Origin of the sequence: Psychrobacter sp. HD31 (genome assembly GCF_051097895.1) — a bacterium.
In the GTDB taxonomy this organism is placed as follows: domain Bacteria; phylum Pseudomonadota; class Gammaproteobacteria; order Pseudomonadales; family Moraxellaceae; genus Psychrobacter.
On the sequence record NZ_CP142525.1, the window covers coordinates 2,055,221 to 2,074,086 of the forward strand.

At 39.6% G+C, this 18,866-nt stretch carries 18 protein-coding genes; 12 read left to right on the top strand and 6 right to left on the bottom strand.

The genetic code is table 11. The features are described from left to right. Positions 1–11: 11 nt before the first annotated feature. Entirely contained in the window at positions 12–620 is a 609-nt protein-coding gene (locus VH441_RS09285; RefSeq protein ID WP_434353363.1) for a 5-formyltetrahydrofolate cyclo-ligase, read from the bottom strand. Between the two features lie 172 nt (positions 621–792). Here VH441_RS09285 and fumC point away from each other — a divergent pair, with 172 nt between their 5' ends. The 3 genes from fumC (at position 793) to gloA (ending at position 3,538) form a co-directional block, all read left to right on the top strand. Continuing rightward, a complete protein-coding gene (gene fumC / locus VH441_RS09290) occupies positions 793–2,181 on the top strand; it encodes a class II fumarate hydratase (protein ID WP_434353364.1) in 1,389 nt (462 codons plus the stop codon). A gap of 157 nt (positions 2,182–2,338) precedes the next feature. After that, entirely contained in the window at positions 2,339–2,971 is a 633-nt protein-coding gene (locus VH441_RS09295) for a carbonic anhydrase (protein ID WP_434353365.1), read from the top strand. Between the two features lie 24 nt (positions 2,972–2,995). Next, entirely contained in the window at positions 2,996–3,538 is a 543-nt protein-coding gene (gene gloA / locus VH441_RS09300; RefSeq protein WP_434353366.1) for a lactoylglutathione lyase, read from the top strand. Between the two features lie 202 nt (positions 3,539–3,740). Here the strand turns inward: gloA and VH441_RS09305 are convergent, their stop codons facing one another. The 3 genes from VH441_RS09305 to ribA all read right to left on the bottom strand — a co-directional run bounded on the left by VH441_RS09305 (position 3,741) and on the right by ribA (position 6,117). Further along, on the bottom strand, positions 3,741–4,241 hold the full coding sequence (locus VH441_RS09305; protein ID WP_434353367.1) for a c-type cytochrome: 501 nt from the start codon (positions 4,239–4,241) through the stop codon (positions 3,741–3,743). Positions 4,242–4,446: 205 nt separating this feature from the next. Then, positions 4,447–5,409 (bottom strand): oxygen-dependent coproporphyrinogen oxidase, encoded by a 963-nt coding sequence (gene hemF, locus VH441_RS09310; protein ID WP_434353368.1) that lies wholly within the window; start codon positions 5,407–5,409, stop codon positions 4,447–4,449. A gap of 54 nt (positions 5,410–5,463) precedes the next feature. Then, positions 5,464–6,117: a GTP cyclohydrolase II gene (gene ribA / locus VH441_RS09315; RefSeq protein ID WP_434353369.1), complete on the bottom strand. Its 654-nt coding sequence runs from the start codon at positions 6,115–6,117 to the stop codon at positions 5,464–5,466. Between the two features lie 461 nt (positions 6,118–6,578). Here ribA and dxs point away from each other — a divergent pair, with 461 nt between their 5' ends. From dxs to VH441_RS09345, 6 genes are all read left to right on the top strand, one after another. Further along, the gene (gene dxs, locus VH441_RS09320) at positions 6,579–8,567 is read left to right on the top strand and encodes a 1-deoxy-D-xylulose-5-phosphate synthase (RefSeq protein WP_434354396.1); all 1,989 of its coding nucleotides are present in this window, start codon (positions 6,579–6,581) and stop codon (positions 8,565–8,567) included. A 106-nt stretch (positions 8,568–8,673) separates the two neighbouring features. Further along, positions 8,674–9,501 carry an inositol monophosphatase family protein gene (locus tag VH441_RS09325; protein WP_434353370.1) on the top strand — a complete coding sequence of 276 codons (828 nt, stop codon included), beginning with the start codon at positions 8,674–8,676 and terminating at the stop codon, positions 9,499–9,501. A 94-nt stretch (positions 9,502–9,595) separates the two neighbouring features. Then, complete coding sequence (locus VH441_RS09330) at positions 9,596–10,498, top strand: aminotransferase class IV (RefSeq protein WP_434353371.1); 903 nt, start codon at positions 9,596–9,598, stop codon at positions 10,496–10,498. Between the two features lie 164 nt (positions 10,499–10,662). Further along, positions 10,663–11,454 (top strand): carboxy-S-adenosyl-L-methionine synthase CmoA, encoded by a 792-nt coding sequence (gene cmoA / locus VH441_RS09335; RefSeq protein WP_434353372.1) that lies wholly within the window; start codon positions 10,663–10,665, stop codon positions 11,452–11,454. 40 nt (positions 11,455–11,494) lie between these two features. Continuing rightward, positions 11,495–12,535, top strand: coding sequence for a tRNA 5-methoxyuridine(34)/uridine 5-oxyacetic acid(34) synthase CmoB (gene cmoB / locus VH441_RS09340; RefSeq protein ID WP_434353373.1), 1,041 nt, complete (start codon positions 11,495–11,497; stop codon positions 12,533–12,535). 408 nt (positions 12,536–12,943) lie between these two features. Continuing rightward, positions 12,944–14,113 (top strand): DUF1176 domain-containing protein, encoded by a 1,170-nt coding sequence (locus VH441_RS09345; RefSeq protein WP_434353374.1) that lies wholly within the window; start codon positions 12,944–12,946, stop codon positions 14,111–14,113. Positions 14,114–14,190: 77 nt separating this feature from the next. Here VH441_RS09345 and VH441_RS09350 read toward each other — a convergent pair whose 3' ends face one another. Further along, positions 14,191–14,934 carry a YgfZ/GcvT domain-containing protein gene (locus tag VH441_RS09350; RefSeq protein WP_434353375.1) on the bottom strand — a complete coding sequence of 248 codons (744 nt, stop codon included), beginning with the start codon at positions 14,932–14,934 and terminating at the stop codon, positions 14,191–14,193. Positions 14,935–15,128: 194 nt separating this feature from the next. On the opposite strand from VH441_RS09350, the gene VH441_RS09355 reads away from it, so the two are divergent. From VH441_RS09355 to hemL, 3 genes are all read left to right on the top strand, one after another. Beyond that, positions 15,129–15,473, top strand: coding sequence for a zinc ribbon domain-containing protein YjdM (locus VH441_RS09355; RefSeq protein ID WP_434353376.1), 345 nt, complete (start codon positions 15,129–15,131; stop codon positions 15,471–15,473). 220 nt (positions 15,474–15,693) lie between these two features. After that, on the top strand, positions 15,694–16,812 hold the full coding sequence (ppk2, locus tag VH441_RS09360) for a polyphosphate kinase 2 (protein ID WP_434353377.1): 1,119 nt from the start codon (positions 15,694–15,696) through the stop codon (positions 16,810–16,812). Between the two features lie 118 nt (positions 16,813–16,930). Then, positions 16,931–18,220 carry a glutamate-1-semialdehyde 2,1-aminomutase gene (gene hemL, locus VH441_RS09365; protein WP_434353378.1) on the top strand — a complete coding sequence of 430 codons (1,290 nt, stop codon included), beginning with the start codon at positions 16,931–16,933 and terminating at the stop codon, positions 18,218–18,220. An 84-nt stretch (positions 18,221–18,304) separates the two neighbouring features. Here hemL and aciT read toward each other — a convergent pair whose 3' ends face one another. Then, positions 18,305–18,667 carry an AciT family ciprofloxacin tolerance protein gene (gene aciT, locus VH441_RS09370; protein WP_434353379.1) on the bottom strand — a complete coding sequence of 121 codons (363 nt, stop codon included), beginning with the start codon at positions 18,665–18,667 and terminating at the stop codon, positions 18,305–18,307. Positions 18,668–18,866 lie beyond the last annotated feature (199 nt).

Sequence of the window (18,866 nt, forward strand, 5' to 3'; positions counted from 1 at the left end):
TTTTATCCAAATTAAAAGCGAATCAATCTATTTGGTGTCAATGCCATGTCCATTGGCACGTCCCAAGGCTGTCTGTTTAATTCTTCCATTACCTGAAAGTCGTAACACCAAGCGATTTTTAGGGGTGTTTTTAGGTTAAAACGATGTGTTTTAGCCAAGGTAACATCGTAAAAACCACCACCCATACCAAGGCGAGTGCCTTTTTTATCAACAGCGACTAAGGGGCAAAAAATGGCATCCAGCTGTTCTGCCCAATACGTAACGCTATGACGATGCTGCTTCATCCCTAAACGGTGTTTGTAGGTTGGTAACGTGTGCAGTTTTTTTCGGTTAACGGGAGAAAACCTTAATTGTTTGTTGTGTTGCCCCAATGAGCCAACAACAGGTAAAAAAGGCGTAAACCCCATACGCCAGCACCAGTTTAAAATAGGTTGGGTGGGCTGCTCACCAAAACCATGATAATAAATACCAACTTTGGCACTATTTGGCAAAATATGTTGTAATTTATGTAAATGCAAACTTGCCTGCTGTGCATAATTTTGCCGTTGATGTGGCGATAATGCACGTCGCTGGCTAGTGATGTATTTGCGATTAACATATAGATTTGTCTGTATTTTCATATAAAATCGGTCAAATGTATAAAAATATTATTGTTAAAAATAATGCTTATAAGTGCTAAAATGTTTAGTGAACTCTAGCATATCTCTATTACTAGGGTAATGTAAAGGCTTGCATTTTGGTACAGCGAGCCAGAACAAAGTATAAATCCTCTAATCTACTAAGGGAACAGTTATGACAACTCGTATTGAAAAAGACACCATGGGTGAAATGCACGTGCCAGCAGAAGCATATTGGGGTGCTCAAACACAGCGTAGCCGTGAAAACTTTAAAATTGGTGGTGAAACCTTGCCTCGTCCAATGATTGAAGCGATGGCGATGGTAAAAAAGGCAGCTGCCTTGACCAATGCTAGCTTTGGTCGTATCGAAGAACAACAACGAGACCTTATTATTCAAGCAGCTGATGAAGTTATTAATGGTGGCTTGACTGACCAATTTCCGTTAGTGGTATGGCAAACAGGTTCTGGTACGCAATCAAACATGAACATGAATGAAGTACTTGCCAACCGTGCTAATGAAATCGCAGGTCAAGAACGTGGCTCATATGCACCAGTACATCCAAATGACCATGTTAACCACGCACAATCAACCAACGACAGCTTCCCAACTGCCATTCGTGTGGCAGCCGCTCGTCAGATTAACAGCTTGTTAATCCCTGCGGTAACTGCCTTACGTGATACCATGAATGTTAAAGCAGAGGAATTTAAAGACATCGTAAAAATTGGTCGTACACACTTACAAGACGCCACGCCATTGACTTTGGGTCAAGAATTTGGTGGATATGCGGCTCAACTCGACTTAGCACTTGTGCGTATTGACAATGCCTTACAAGGTTTGTATCAATTACCACTTGGTGGTACAGCAGTAGGTACTGGTCTAAACTCTCACCCTGACTATGCGGTTAAGGCAGCTGAGCAACTTGCTGAGTTGACGGGTTTACCATTTGTCACTGCGCCTAACAAGTTTGAAGCACTGGCTGCTCGTGATGCAGAAGTATTTGCTTCAGGGGCATTAAAAACACTAGCTGCCAGTTTAAATAAAATTGCTAATGACGTGCGTTGGTTATCTTCTGGTCCTCGTTGTGGTATTGGTGAGATTAAGATTCCTGAAAATGAGCCAGGTTCTTCAATCATGCCAGGTAAGGTTAACCCAACTCAATCAGAGGCAATGACAATGGTTGTGTCTCAAGTTATGGGTAATGACACCACCATCAATTTAGCGGGTGCATCTGGTAACTTTGAGCTTAACGTATTTAAGCCTGTTATTTGCTATAATCTACTGCAATCTATCAAGCTACTAGGCGATGCTTGTAACAGCTTTAATGATAACTGTGCTGTGGGTATTGAGCCAGTAACCGAAAAAATTGACCATTACTTGCATGATTCATTAATGCTAGTAACCGCATTAAACCGCTTTGTTGGTTATGAAAATGCGGCTAAAATCGCTAAAACTGCCTACAAAGAAAACAAAACATTAAAACAAGTTGCTGTTGAGCTTGAATTAATGACAGAAGCTCAGTTTGATGAGTGGGTTAAGCCAGAAGAAATGGTGAGCCCAAAATAAATAATTAGCAATGATGATAAAAGACTGCCAAAAGGTGGTCTTTTTTATGACTTATGTGGTTTTTTACAGATTGACAGATAGTAGTTGTAGTGTAATATTTACACTTGTTCACTCAATATTAAGCAATGAATTGATACCATAAAAGGGAAATAGAAGAATGAGTAAAGTAACTGGCGAGCAAGCTTTGTCAATGTTAAAAGAAGGTAATGACAGATACGTAGCAAGCCTAAGTGATAAAGATGGATTAATACAAACCACTCCCAAACTTGTTTCGGTTGATGAGCAAAACCCTGTTGCCATTATTTTAGGCTGCTCGGATGCACGAGTGCCTGTTGAACTGGTTTTTGACCAAGGTTTGGGTGATTTGTTTGTGATACGTGTAGCGGGCAATGTGGTGGCACCCTCGCAAATTGGATCTGTTGAATTTGCTGCCGAAAAATTTGGCACACGTTTGGTTGTAGTGCTTGGGCATAGCCATTGTGGTGCTGTAACAGCCTGTGTAGAGGCATTGATGAACCCAGAACAAAAGCAATCGCCAAACATTCGCTCGATTGTTGATAGAATTAGCCCAAGTGTGTATAACCTGCATGAGATTGCTGCCGCAAGTGGCGAAGAAGTCGATATCAATATGCTTATTGATAGATCAGTACGTGCCAATGTTCGTATGTCGGTTAGTCAGTTAAAGCATGGTTCAAGGATTATTGAAGACATGGTGGATAGTGGAGAATTGCTGGTAGTTGGTGCAGAGTATGATTTAAAAACAGGTAAAGTGAAGTTTTTGAATAATTGATTAATAACATTAGGTTTAAAAAATATGAATAATTACGAACAATCAAACAGTGTATTAAAAGTGAACATTTTGGATGATACGCCTGTAGAGAGTAACGGCTTTATTTTTAACCATACGATGTTAAGAGTAAAAGATCCTGAAAAATCGTTAGCATTTTATACTAAAATTTTGGGCATGACGCTATTGCATATCAAGCGTTTTCCTCAAATGGCATTTGATTTGTATTTTTTAGCAAAGCTGACAGAAGAAGAACGTCATAATCTACCAAAAGATGACAAAGAATTAGCAATTTATACATTTCGTCAGCGTGGAATTTTAGAGCTTACTTATAATTATGGCACTGAAGCGCAAGCCGATTTTTCTTACCATGATGGCAATGCTAAACCGCAAGGTTTTGGGCACATCTGCTTTAGTGTACCCGATTATGAAGCAGCTATCGCCTGGTTTGATGCCAATGGTGTTGAATATGTTAAACGCCCAGAAGATGGCAATATGAAAAATGTGGCGTTTATTAAGGATGTCGATGGCTATTGGATAGAAATTGTGCAAGCAGAAAACATGGTCTAACATCTTTTGCGTGCTAGTTAAAATAGGTATGGTGCCGCATAGTAATAGCCATGCTAAACATAACGCAAAATACAGATGATAGGGCAGAGATAGGGTGAGTTTGTTATGAATTCACCCTATCTTAATTTATCAGTTTCTTAACATAAGCCAAATGATTTGTTGATTTTTTTTCTAGATAAAAGGCTAATGTATTTTTAGTTATCTATTCCGCTTTATATATTGTGTGGCAGCTTTGGCACCCAGCACCAACCCCTGCAAATGCGGTTTTAACTTCATCTACACTTTTAGCATTTTGTGCGATGTCATTTAGCCCTGCCGATACTGCTTTAAACATTTCTATTTGAGTTGCAAAGCCTTCTTTATCATTCCAAACTGCTTCGGTAGACCCACCAGCACCTGCCGATTGGTCATCAAAGTGTTCCCATGATTTTTCTGATGTTTCTGCTAAAAAGGCAGCCTCTTTTTTAAAGGTATTTGCATCAAATTTATCTGGATTTTTAATCATATTGCCCATAACCCCCATTGCATCGTTTAAGTCATGCATGGTTGCTTGGCGGGCGTCTACAGGGTTTATGTTACCGGCGGAAGCTTCATTATCTGAAGCTGTTTTATTGTCTACAGATCCACCACAGGCAATTAGGGAAAAGGTAGAAGCAATCAATGCAGAGGTGGCTAGCGTTTTTAGGCTGGCTAATGTATTCATTGTTTTATCCTGTTTTAACGTATATTTTGGCGAGGCTATTATGCTGGATTGCTTTTTAAGTAAGCATAACTTAAGTAGCCATAACCTGCTATCAATAACAGATGTTATTAACATATCAAAATTGATGCTGAATGTCAGCTTTATTATTGTTTTTGTATCAAATCAATTTTGTTGGGCAGGCTCGGGTGTAAAACCAAGTGTTTGCTTACTGTTTTAGCCAATCTTTTGGTTTTAAATACTCGTTTGTTAACGCATACTCAGGTGTGCCCTGTTTAGGGATATGGCAGTATGCCCAACTGGCAAGAGGTGGCATGCTGACTAATATGGACTCGATGCGTCCATTACTTTGTAAACCAAAAATAGTGCCGCGATCATAAACAAGGTTAAATTCTACATAGCGTCCACGACGGTATAGCTGGAACTCACGTTGTGCTGGTGTATAAGAAGTGTTTTTGCGGCGTTCAAAAATAGGGATGATGGCATCTATGTAGCCATTACCAACTGCCTGCATAAATTTAAAACAGGTATCAAAGCTCCAGCCCATACTTTGGGTGTTTACATCGTCAAAAAACAAACCGCCAATGCCACGTTGTTCATCACGATGTTTGAGATAAAAATAGTCATCACACCATTGTTTAAATTTAGGATAAACCGCCTTCCCAAATTGTTTACACAAATCGTAGGCAACCTCATGCCAATGTACACAATCTTCTTTAACTGGATAAAACGGCGTTAAATCAAAACCACCGCCAAACCACCAAATTGGTTTTTCGCCTGGTTTTTCGGCCACAAACAATCGTACGTTGGCATGGCTGGTTGGGACGTTTGGATTGGTTGGATGCACCACCAAAGAGACGCCCATGGCTTGTGCTTTACGCCCAGCTAATTTAGGATGGCGTTCGGCTGCGCTGGCAGGTAAGTGGTCTATATGAATATGACTAAACATCACGCCAGCTTTTTCTATAACCTTGCCATCAGCCAATACACAGGAGCGACCACCGCCATCTTTGTCTGTGCCATTTGGGTCACGTAGCCAGTCATCAGCAATAAATTTTGCTGTGCCACCGCCCTCAGTTTCTTGTGCTTCTAATGCTTGGCAAATACGCGCTTGTAGGTCGAGTAAAAAAACACGGACAGTTTGGAGCTGAGAAGATAAATTTTGATTCATATGACTGATACTATGATGGTATGAGTGAATTAAACATGTGGGCGTTAAAACATATTAATTTTCGGTATGAGATGTGTTGACTGAGTTACCATCTAAATCCTCATTCAACATATGTCCCATACGGTCACGCTTGACACTTAAATAATCTGAATTATATTCATTGACGCCAACAACCAGCGGGATACGCTCTGTTACTTTAATGCCAAGGTCGGTTAAGTATTTAACTTTATTGGGGTTGTTGGTGAGCACATTTACGGTATTGACAGCTACATGGTCTAACATGGGCTTACACATTTCATAGGTGCGTGCATCGGCAGGCAAACCCAGCATTAGGTTGGCATCTAATGTATCATGCCCTTGATCTTGTAGGGCGTACGCTCTAATTTTATTTACCAGCCCGATACCACGACCTTCTTGACGCAAGTAAAGAATTGCACCACAGCCATGTGCCTGAATCATTTGCATAGCAGAGTTTAATTGAGGTCCGCAATCACATTTAAGCGAGCTAAAAGCATCGCCAGTTAAACACTCACTATGGATGCGAATCAGGGGTGTTTTTGTTGAGTTTTCGTCATTTCGTGGTAAACCAACCGTTAACATAACATGTTCTTGCTTGTCATCAGGTGCTTCTGAATCTATAAAAACATGAATATCAAACTCGCCATGTCTTGTAGGTAATTTGGCTTGGCTGGTAAATTGGTAAGGCATAAACAACTCAAAGTTTTTTGATAAAAAAAGTGATGAACAGACCTACTATTATGGGGACAAATTATAGGTTTTAAATGACTTAGGAGGCAAGATTATACCTGATTTTATTGAAAAACGGTTAATTCATAAAAAATCCATAAATTGACAGTTGGTTGATTAGGCTTAATGGTAAAAAGGTGCTATTATTACAGACTATTTTAAAACTATGTATTAATTTGCTATCAAGCCATTTTATTTTTAATGTGCACCTTTATAACGTTAACTAAAGATTAGCTGTTAAAAAGTGTGGTTGAAAATACTTACGCCAGATAGTATGTATTTTAGGTGTTTTTTAGGTCATGCAACAATCGTCTATCTTACAGACAGAGTTAAACAAAACCAATCATAATGTACCCAATATTGAGCCCAATATCGGATATGATAAAAATGGCTCAGATAAACAGGATCTTGCTTCTTTAAAGATGAATGGGTCAAATAACTCAGACAACATGATGACTAAAAGACAGCCAAAAAACTTTTCAGAGATTCCTCGCACGCGTCCTTCTACGCCACTTTTAGACACAATTAATAGCCCTGATGACTTAACGTTATTAAGCACAAAACAATTATTAACTTTAGCAGATGAATTGCGTGAGTATTTATTATATTCAGCCGGGGTTAGTGGTGGACATTTTGGTGCAAACCTTGGCACCGTAGAGTTAACCATTGCTTTGCATCATTTATTAAACACGCCAAAAGATCAATTAGTTTGGGACGTTGGGCATCAAGCGTATGCGCACAAAGTGTTAACGGGTCGGCGTGAACAACTACCAACCATTCGTTCTAAAGATGGTTTGACAGCGTTTCCTGAACGCAGTGAATCTGAATATGATAGTTTTGGTGTTGGGCACTCATCGACTGCCATTTCTGCCGGATTGGGTATGAGTGTTGCCATGCGTTATCAACACATTGATGCAACGGTTGCCTGTGTGATTGGGGATGGCGCAATGACTGGGGGCATGGCGTTTGAAGCAATGAATGATGCGGTACAGCAAAATGCGGATTTGCTTGTTGTGCTCAATGATAATGACATGTCTATCTCTTGCGCTACGGGTGGATTCACTCGCCATCTAACGGCATTATGGCAAGCAGGTTATCAAATAGATATTGATGAGCATGGTCAAGCAAAGATTGCCATTCGACCAGATATGTTGGGGTTCAATAGTCGTTCTCGTCAGCCATTTTTTAATGATGGTCAAGATGTGCCGATTAGTGCGGATAATATATTTAGAGCGATTGGCTTTAGTTATTTTGGTCCTTTTGATGGGCATGACTTGCCAGAACTTGTGCGTGTACTTGGACGTGCTAAAAATGTGAAAGGCCCTGTGCTTGTTCATGTTTATACCACCAAAGGTAAAGGGTTTACGCCTGCAGAAGATGACCCCGTTAAATATCACGCTATTGGCAAGTTACCTTCACCAGAACAGGCCAAAACCAATGCAGATGATGCAGTTAAAGCGATTCCAAAATACAGTGAAGTATTTGGGCAATTTATTTGCGATAAAGCAAAGGTGGATAATAAGCTGTTAGCCATCACGCCAGCTATGGAAGAAGGCTCTGGCATGACTGAATTTGCTCGCCAATATCCAGACAGATTTTTTGATGTTGCCATTGCAGAGCAACACGCAGTTACTTTAGCAGCAGGCATGGCAACGCAAGGTGTTAAACCAATAGTTGCGATATATTCAACTTTTTTGCAACGAGGTTATGATCAATTAGTGCATGATGTGGCGTTGCAAAACCTTGATGTGACTTTTGCAATTGACCGTGCAGGTTTGGTTGGCGAAGATGGTGCAACTCATGCTGGCGTGTTTGATTATGCCTATATGCGCTGTTTACCAAACGTGGTTATTGCGGCACCAAAAGATGAAAACGAATGTTATCACTTGCTAAATACTTGTTATGAATATCCAGGCACTGCTGCGGTCAGGTACCCTCGTGGTAAAGGTGTGGGGGTAGAAATTAGCCAACCTGCCAAAACCTATGCGGTGGGTAAAGCCAAAGTGGAATCCTCCTATAATAATGCTAAGGTTGATAAAAAAGTTGCTATTTTAGCGTTTGGCACTTTGGTTAAAACAGCCGATGCTGTTGCACAAAAACTTGCTGTCGCACAAAATGTGGCAATCACTGTGGTTAATATGCGATGGGTAAAACCATTGGATACGGCAATGATTACCCAGCTTATGAATGAGGGTGTGACGCATTTTGTTACGCTAGAAGAACATGCTGTGATGGGGGGTGCAGGTAGTGCGGTTAATGAATATCTTGTGAGTATTCAGGCAGATGTGACTTTACTTAATTTGGGTATCCCTGATCGATTCATTGCACATGCTAGCCATTCAGAACAACTTGCTGATTGTGAGCTTGATGTTGCCGGTGTGTTAAAGCGACTAACTTACTTTTTGATTTAAGTTGCTTCTTCGTTTGTGCTTTAGCATTGTTCAATAAAACGTTATAATGTCTTCAGTTAAATTTTTTTTCTAAACTTATCTTCATTTATCAAAATAGAGAAATCCTATGGAACCAATGGTTGTTATGGCAGCACGTGCTGCCCAAAAAGTGGGCGGTGAAATTCTTAACGCTCATAAAAATCGTCATAAAATTGAACTTAATATTGAGTCAAAAGGGCTAGATGGTCTTGTAACACGTATCGACCGTTATAGCGAAGAGCTAACGATTGAAATGCTAAAACAAAGTTACCCAAATCATTCATTTTTGGGTGAAGAGTTTGGTTTGCAAGAGGGCAAAGGTGAAGATGCGGATTGGTGTTGGGTGATTGACCCATTGGATGGTACTCATAACTTTGTGCATGGCTATCCTCACTTTTGTGTATCAATCGCTGTACAGCACAAGGGTGTAACACAACACGCTGTGGTTTATGACCCAGTAAAAGATGAGCTGTTTACTGCTAGCCGTGGTAAAGGGGCAATGTTAAACCAACGTCGTTTGCAAGTGAGTGACCGTAAAGAAATCAATGGTGCATTTTTTACAACTGGTCACCCTTATGAGCGCAAAGTGGGTGAAGATGTAAAGCCATTTATTAAACAACATTTTGACAGCCTAGCTAAAATTTGTGAAATGGGTGGACAAGTTCGTCGTACAGGTTCTGCTGCACTAGATTTATGTTATGTAGCCGCGGGGCGTTTTGATGGCTATTTTGAAATGTCTATCAAACCTTGGGATATTGCAGCCGGTGAGTTGATTGTAAATGAAGCACGTGGTGTGGTAGTAGACCACAAAGGCGCACATGAAGCGATGAAAACGGGTTCTGTTTTTGCTTGCAACATCAAGCTGTTAAAACCGTTAATGCAAGCGGTTGTGCCTGTTTGGGGTAGTGATTTTTAATATTTTTTATGGCGGTTTGTGTATTGCAGTAACAACTTTAATGCTACTGTAGATATACAATTAAACATAAAAAATATAAACAAGGCAGTCCACTATGTCACAAACCCAGCTCATAACGCCTGATCACCAACTTGTTGATACTTTTAATGGATATGAAGTTATCAACAATCGTGGTTTGGCTTATGGAGATGGGTTTTTTAGTACTATGGGTGTGTATCAGGCAAACATTTTGTGGCAAGACTACCATGTAAAACGCCTAAAAACGCACGCAGCGGCATTACAGCTTACTTTAGATGCTGATAAAGTAATGCAACAATTACAAAAAAGTGCTGAGCAACTAGGCGAAGGCATTTTAAAAATGGTTGTGACTCGCAAATCTCAAAAAGTGACAGGATATGGCTTTATAAACGGGCATGCTGACGTTTATATCAAGCCCATGCCTAGGCAGATGCCATCTTATCATGCCCTTTTAAATTTAGATTCTATTGTTATCCAACAACCAATAGCGGTGACTTGCTTAGATGCTAAAATTGCCTGTGTACCGCCAATGCTTGCAGGGCTAAAAACGCTCAATCGATTAGATAATGTTTTGGCAGCAGGCGAGCTACAGCAATTAAATATTGCTCAACAAACAGCAAATGCAACAACCTTTGGAGAAGGTTTGGTGCAGGATATCAATGGTAATTGGATTGAAGGAACCATGAGCAATGTGTTTTATCAGCTAAGCAACGATGAGCTAAACAAGGATGAAGCAACTGCAGTAACATGGTACACCCCGCCAGTTGATAAATCAGGTGTCAACGGTGTTATGCGTCAGGTACTGATGGAAAAAATCGATAAGGTTAGTGAGCGCTGCTTACAAGATTCAGATTTATCTAAAATTTCTGCTTTATTTTTTACCAACGCTGTTAGGGGCGTTATCCCCGTTACATCATTCGTTTTGCCAAATCAAAACCAACGCACATTAAACCTCAATGCGGTATCCGCTTTATTTTAAAAACATAAATATTTAGTGATAAATACGGTTTGATTAAATAATAGTAATGAGACGGCCATTAAAACCTTTCTATACCTAAAATAGCCGTGTGGCTGCTTCTTTTTTATTTCTAATCCTGAAAGTGATAAAATATCCCAATATTTACAACCAATTTTATATCAATAATGACAAACGCCAATCATAACCTTAAACCCAAGCATGATACCCTTTTTACCACACCGTTAGATAAAGCAAGCCGCTTTAGCTTTGATGAGCAAGTTGTTGCTTGCTTTCCTGATATGATACGCCGCAGTGTGCCTGGCTATGGGCAAGTTTTATCTATGTTGCCAATTTTAGCACGTCGCCATTGCGGGTTTCGTCAAACTAATGAGCATGGGCAAAAAGTAAGTCGGATTTATGATTTGGGTTGCTCATTAGGTGGTGCCACAATGGCATTGCTTAATGAACAAGCAAATGGTTTTAATAGTAATGAAGTGGCGATAAAAGCCATTGATATCTCGCCTGCTATGACCAAAAAAGCAAAATCTTTACTTGATGAGCATTATCCAAAACATGATATTGAGGTCATAACGGCAGATGTTTGTGAGCTTGATTTTGAGCCTTGTGATGTGATTGTGATTAATTTAACTTTGCAGTTTTTGCCTGTAAATAGCCGATTAAAGTTACTGCAAAAATGTTATGCAGCACTTGCAGAAGGGGGGATACTCATCCTTACCGAAAAAACGCACTTAAATAATGAACAAGATGATGCATGGCGGGTTGAGCGTTATTATGACTTTAAACGTGCCAATGGCTATAGTGAGCTAGAAATTAGTGGCAAGCGTACAGCGTTAGAAAATGTACTTATTACAGACTCAATGGAACAGCATCATGACAGGCTTGCCAAAGCTGGTTTTGAACGCAGCATGACTTGGTTTACTTTTTTAAATTTTGCATCAATTGTGGCATTTAAATAATTATTATCGTTTTAAAAAATATCATTACAAGGGCAAAAAAGTGAAAACAATCCCAACAGCAGAACGTGAGTTATTCCTTGCTTTGCATGCTATTGCACAAAAAAATCCGGTAGCTAATGAATGGTTGGCTTGTTTGCCAAAATGGCTTTATGATATTAAAAACAAAAGCAACTATGCTCATGCACCGGCTTATTTATCAGCCGTTGAGCGATTGCCCACCATAACGGCGCATCATAATAGGGTCGTAAACTTGTCAGCTAATGCGATTAGTATCAACCTCGACTGGAGTATTGCCGAGCAAAAACAAACCGAGGCATTATTAAAACAGCTCATGCCATGGCGTAAAGGCCCTTTTGAGATTGGTAACACTCATAACCAAGTTTATATCGATACCGAGTGGCGTAGCGACTTTAAGTGGCAACGCGTGCTGCCGCATTTATCAAATTTAAAAAATAGACGGGTGCTGGATGTAGGCGGTGGCTCAGGCTATCATGGTTGGCGTATGGCTGGCATGGGAGCGGAGCAAGTTTTTATAATTGACCCATCTTGCTTATTTTATCATCAGTTTATGGCGGTTCGTCACTTTGTTGGCAATGCCGATGCGAACGAACAAGGTCATTACCGCACGCATTATATACCAGTCCCTTTAGAAGCTTTGCCTAAGCAATCACAGCTATTTGACACCGTATTTAGCATGGGCGTTTTATACCATCGTGCCTCGCCATTTGAGCATTTAAACTTGTTAAAAGGGCAACTTAAAAAAGGGGGAGAGCTGGTGTTAGAGACCTTGGTAATTGAAGGCGATGAAACCAGCGTGCTTGTGCCACAAGACAGATATGCAAAAATGAATAATGTGTATTTTCTGCCATCTGTTGCAGCGTTAAGTTTGTGGTTAGAAAAAGCAGGCTTTGTAGATGTGCGTTGTGTGGATAAAGATGTTACATCTTTGGAAGAGCAAAGATCAACTGAATGGATGGATTATCAATCATTATCAGACTTTTTAGATCCAAATGATGCCAGTAAAACGGTAGAAAATCATCCTGCGCCAATGCGAGCGGTTATGGTTGCTAAAAAGGCTTAGTCTTATATTGTCTTTTTTTACCGTATATATTTTGCAATAGCTACAAGTTAGCCCTTAACTTATTTGTTCCTCATGTGATAAAAAAGATTCCTTCATCACTTTGTCTAAGCCAATCAGCGGGTTGTGACAAAAAATATTGCATAGGGTGCTGCGTTCCACGCACCAATTTATAAAACCACCCAGAAACCGTAGGCTCGTCATCTTGCCCAGAAAAACCTTCACCCCAAAACTATCCAACCATATAACTAAAACCCGACATAGCCCTGATAGCAGCGGTATTGAATAAAAGCAAAAGCATAGCCTAACTGTTTAGAGGCGGTTGCTTGCATAATGAAATACAAACAAAAAATCCCTAACTATATCTATGTTAGACTGGCAGTCTACCTCATAAACAATAAAAGGCTGGCTATGAAAAATTTAAACAGTAAAAGATTCGTTTTAGCCTCGTTAACACTATCTGCAACATGTCTGATATCAGCACAAGCGAATGTGGGGGCGACAAATATTCATGCAGAATCATTTGACTTTTATCATAAAAATTGGCAATTGGTGTGCGATAACACCCGTACCTGTCGAGCAGTAGGCTATCAAGATGATTATACAGATGATAATCAAATCAGTAACCCAGTGGCTCTTATGCTTAAACGCAACGCAGGAGCAAATCAGCGAGTACGTGCCTATGTGATGTTTGGTGACGACCCGTACTTTATGGAAGATGCCGAAAAAATTCCTAATTGTAAACTGACATCGCCAATTATAACTATCAATGACAAAAGTTTTGGTTCGCTAGGTACTCCTGATAAAGAGGATTATAGTTATGAACTAACCACCAAGCAGACTCATGAGTTGATAAACACCCTACCAACTTCTAGCAAGATAGAGTTTGTCGTTGATTGTTATCATTATCAAGTATCTGACAAAGGCTCAACCGCGGTACTTCTTAAAATGGACGAAGTACAGGGACGTATTGATACAAAAGGTGCGATTGTTAAAAGAGGCAATAAGTCAGAAAGCTCGGTGCTGCCTGCATTGCCCACACCTGTTGTGCATGCTGTGACGATTGATGATGAAAAAATGCAGCGTGACAGCGATGATGCTTTATTTGCTAAGCTTGAAAGTAAAATGGATAATCTTGCCATTGCGACTTTAAGGACAACAGATAGCTATGAGACCAGTGATTATTGCAACTTGTTGACAGAAGAAGAATCTGATTTTAATAGGGATTTTAAAGGTTGGCATTTTACTCGGCTAGATAAGAATAAGTTGCTTGCATCACATGACTGTTGGATGGGTGCGTACAACTTTGGTACAGGCTTTTGGGTGATGAATGATAAGCCGCCTTATCAGGTAAAACTTGTTACTGACAGCGGTGTCAGCTATTCACAGGGTGTTATATCTTTATCACACAAAGATCGTGGTATTGGTGATTGCTGGAATGGCGCCAGCTGGCGATGGGCAAAAACTAACAGAGGTATGGAGTTTATAAAAGTCGAAGAATTTAATACGGGGATGTGCAAAGGTATTGCCGCTGGTGGGGCGTTTGTATTACCGACTTTGGTGACAGAGGTGATTGAGTGATAGGCGGTAACGAGTAATTAAAAAGCTCACAACAACCTTTGTGAGCTTTTTATATGATGTTAAGAAGCAAAATTTTTTTAGTGACGAGCCACATCCTCTTGTAATGCGGGAGGTAACGGCAAAATTTGTAAGTTGTTGTCTTCAGCAATCATATCTGGTCTACCAATTACCAAGGCTTCAAAACCTGCCTCAATTTTAACAGCGCTCACAACTTGTATTTTGCCTTTTTCACCAACCGTTGTGCCAAATTTTGGTAACTCACCATTTGCTTTAATACGATGTAAAAACGATTTTGGTGCAGATTTAAAATAAATGCGAGCAATGACTTCTTGCCCTAAATAACAGCCCTTATCATAATCTACGCCGCCACGTTGGTGTAAACGTAACTCTTGCGGTTGAAATAACGCTTGAGTAGCTGCGGTTATCCAATAGTTACCACTGGCTATGCTAGCAATCTGCCATTGGTTATTTTGCTCATCGGTATCAAAGTTTTTATCTGTACTAAACGTTGTTTCATCATCAATGATGCAAGGATAAATATCAGCCACTTCACCAATTTCAATTTTTGAAAATGCCCCATATTTTTTGATATGAGCAATAAAATCCTCGGTATAGTCATGGCTGAGTACTATGTCAAATTGCGCATCAGCGACTTTGGCAATCCATAAACCAAAATGTACACGCCCCTTTAAGTTGCAAATGGCAGTCGCTTGATAATGCTGGTTTAGTTTATCAACTGAGCAAGTAATTTGCCCAGTTAAAAATTTAGGGGCATCGATACCAGAAAGTGAAAAGTGGCTAAATTGTGGGTTATTGGACATAAAAATTATCCTACTCATTATTTTATTTAATTATGTATTTTTACATGATAATGGCAAAGTACAAATTTTCAATCACTTTCTTTTATTATTAAGCACCACTAAAAATATAAAACGCATTATAAATCGTTTATAATAGGGGCAATTTAACCCAGCCAACAATTTTATTTAAATTTATTTAAAAAGCGAGGTATAAAATGAGCTTACCAAATTGTCCAAAATGTGACTCTGACTTAACTTATGAAGACGGATCATTGTTAGTTTGCCCTATGTGTGCACATGAGTGGACGCAAGAAGAAACCGCTGCAGCAGCTGAAGCATTGATTATCCGTGATGCAGTTGGTAATGAGCTACAAGATGGGGATGCCGTCACCGTGGTTAAAGATTTAAAAATCAAAGGCTCATCAGCGGTTATTAAAGTGGGTACAAAAGTAAAGAGTATCCGCTTATTGCATGATGCACCAGATGACCATGATATTGATTGTAAAGTGGATGGATTTGGTCCTATGAAGCTTAAGTCATCTGTTGTTAAAAAAGCTTAATCACGGATAAAAATCTCTGTGGTTTTGTAAGATTTTTTCTTATTAAAACAGCGACTTTTTATGTTTAAAAAGTCGCTGTTTTTTTGTCGATAAATTACGCTATTTATAGCCGAATTCTATGCCAAAATTATTGCAAAAATTGCCAAATAGTCGTATAGTCATATTATGGTAACAATTATTTGTTATGGCAGCTTAATCAATCACTTAAGGAGAAAGTTTTATGGCAACACAGCCAAAAAAAGACACCACAGAAAAAGTTACTGATGCTTATGAAACCGATAGAAAATCGATGGAAAAGCACGAAGAAGGAAAAAAAGAAGCCAAAGCCACTGTCGTAGCAAAAGAAGTGATTAATGATGTGATTTTAAAGGATTTAAAAGAGGGCAACATTGACGGTATTTCTGAGCATTTGCAGGCATTAATTCATGATGCGTCGCCAGATGATTTGTTAAAGTTAAAAGACTTGTTTGCAGAGCATGCCTTGGCAAACCAAGTTCGTACCGGCAAAAAGAAAGATGATGAGCTTTCTAGTAATTGGCGTGAAGGTGGTTATCCTTATAAAAATCGTTTGTCTCGTAAAAGTTATGAAAAACAAAAATACCATTTGCAGGTTGAGCTGTTAAAGCTGCAAAAATGGGTGAAAGATCATGGACAAAAGGTAGTTATTGTATTTGAAGGACGAGATGCTGCTGGTAAGGGTGGTACGATTAAACGCTTTATGGAGCATTTAAACCCTCGTGGCGCAAGAGTAATTGCACTTGAAAAACCAACAGAAACTGAACAAGGTCAATGGTACTTCCAGCGTTATGTACAGCATCTACCAACTGAGGGTGAGATGGTGATGTTTGACCGCTCTTGGTACAACCGTGCTGGTGTTGAGCGTGTGATGGGGTTTTGTACGGATGATCAATATGAAACCTTTATGAAGCAAGTACCAGGCTTTGAACAACATTTAATTGAGTCGGGTATTCACTTAGTTAAATTTTGGTTCTCAGTTAGCCGTGAAGAGCAGCGCCGCCGTTTTGCACAGCGTGAAGCACACCCACTAAAGCAGTGGAAGCTATCGCCAATTGATAAGGCTTCGCTTGATAAGTGGCATGACTATACGCTAGCCAAAGAAGCAATGTTTTATAATACCGATACCACAGAATCTCCATGGATTGTTATTAAATCAGACTGCAAAAAACGTGCGCGTTTAAACGCCATGCGTTATGTTCTTAACAAACTACCATATTCTGATAAAGACAAAAATCAAATTGGTAGTGTCGATCCTCTTATTGTTGGTCGTGCTGGTGCTTTGTATGAGCTAGGCGAAAAAGAAGAATTAGAAGATAACTAATCTTTAAACCATAAATACGAAACCATCTAAGTTAAACTTGGGTGGTTTTTTAATTTATCAAAAGCAAGGTATAATCATTTTAACTATTTTATTTGGCACATATACAAGGTAAGCACGCATGAGCACTAAAAACGAACAATTATTTTTACAAGCAAAAAAGCATATTCCTGGTGGTGTAAACTCACCTGTTAGGGCATTTGCTGGTGTTGGCGGTACTCCCATTTTTATCCAAAGAGCAAATGGCAGTAAAATTTATGATACTGAAGATAATGCCTACATTGATTATGTCGGTTCTTGGGGACCAATGATTTTAGGGCATGCCTATCCACCTGTTATTGAAGCCGTTAAACAAGCGGCTGAAGATGGACTCAGCTTTGGTGCACCAACACCCTTTGAAACAACCATTGCCGATAAAATTTGTGAAATCGTCCCGAGTATTGAATTGGTACGTATGACAAACTCTGGAACAGAAGCGACGATGAGTGCAATCCGTGTTGCACGAGGCTATACCGGAAGAGACAAAATTGTAAAATTTGAGGGTTGTTATCATGGGCATAGTGATAGCTTACTGGTGAAAGCCGGTTCTGGCATGTTGGATATTGGCGAGCCAACCTCAAAAGGTGTGCCAGCTGACTTTGCTAAACATACCTTAACTTTACCCTATAATGACATTGATGCCCTAACAGCTTGTTTTGAAAAGTTTGGTGATGAACTGGCTTGTATTATTTTAGAACCCATTGCAGGCAATATGAATATGATTATCCCTAGCAACGAGTTTCATAACACCCTAAGAGAACTATGCACCAAGCATGGTGTGGTACTTATTTTTGATGAGGTGATGACAGGTTTTAGAGTAGGGCTTGGTGGTGCACAAGCACATTTTGGTATTGACCCAGATATGACGACTTTTGGCAAAATTATTGGTGCTGGTTTGCCCGTTGGTGCTTTTGGCGGTAAGCGAGAAATCATGGAATGTGTGGCACCTTTGGGTGGCGTTTACCAAGCTGGCACCTTATCTGGCAACCCACTGGCAATGAGAGCCGGCATAGCGATGTTTAAATCATTAACGGTTGATGGATTTTATGAGGCGTTATCAGATAAAGTGAGCTATTTGTTAGAGGGCTTTCATAAGGCTGCCGAAAAACATGGTATTGCGATTCGTAGCAATCATTTAGGTGGTATGTTTGGTATCTTTTTTACTGAAGGTGATACCCCACAAAATTTTGATGAAATGACAAAATGTGATGCCAACAAGTTTGCCACTTTTTTTCATGGTATGTTAGAAGAGGGTATTTATTTAGCACCGTCTGCATTTGAAGCAGCGTTTATGTCTAGCGAACATACGCAACAAGATTTAGATGCAACCATTGCTGCAGCAGATAAAGTGTTTGCTAAAATGGTTGATTAACAGTTCGATGTATATATTAATAAACCCCAAGTTAAGGCTTGGGGTTTATTTTTTTTATAAGCAGAAAATTACTGAAGCAGATAATTATTGGTATTTTGGTTCGTAGTCTTTATAAACGGGGGTATGCTCAATGTATTTGGCTTTTGCTTGCTCTTGAGCACGTTTACGGCGTTGGGGTGCCGATATACCACGGTAAATAACCCAACCAGCCAAAGGAAGCCAGCTAATTAACATTGCCACGACATAACCGTTCCAATCCGAAAGTGGGAGCATACGCGTTAAGCCTGATTGTAATCCTTCAATAAGTGCCCAATAGCTCATACCTGCCAGTGTATATAATAAAAGATATCTTTGGCTAGATAGAGCGGTCGCAATCAAACCCACTGCAAGCAGTGAATAACCGATGATTGATACCAAGCTTATATTGCTAAAAATTGCCATTAACATTGGTCATTGCCTCATTGTTTTTGAGTAAAATCTTCACAGATTTTATGATTCTCTTAATAAGTTGTTGAACATTGCAAAGTTTACTAATCGTTATTATGGCTTTTTTAGCCAATAATAAAAAGGGGGTAAATTCACTAAAACGACAATATTTGTCGCAATGTTATCTGACCCCTGTAATTACAGAGCCTAACAAAATGTA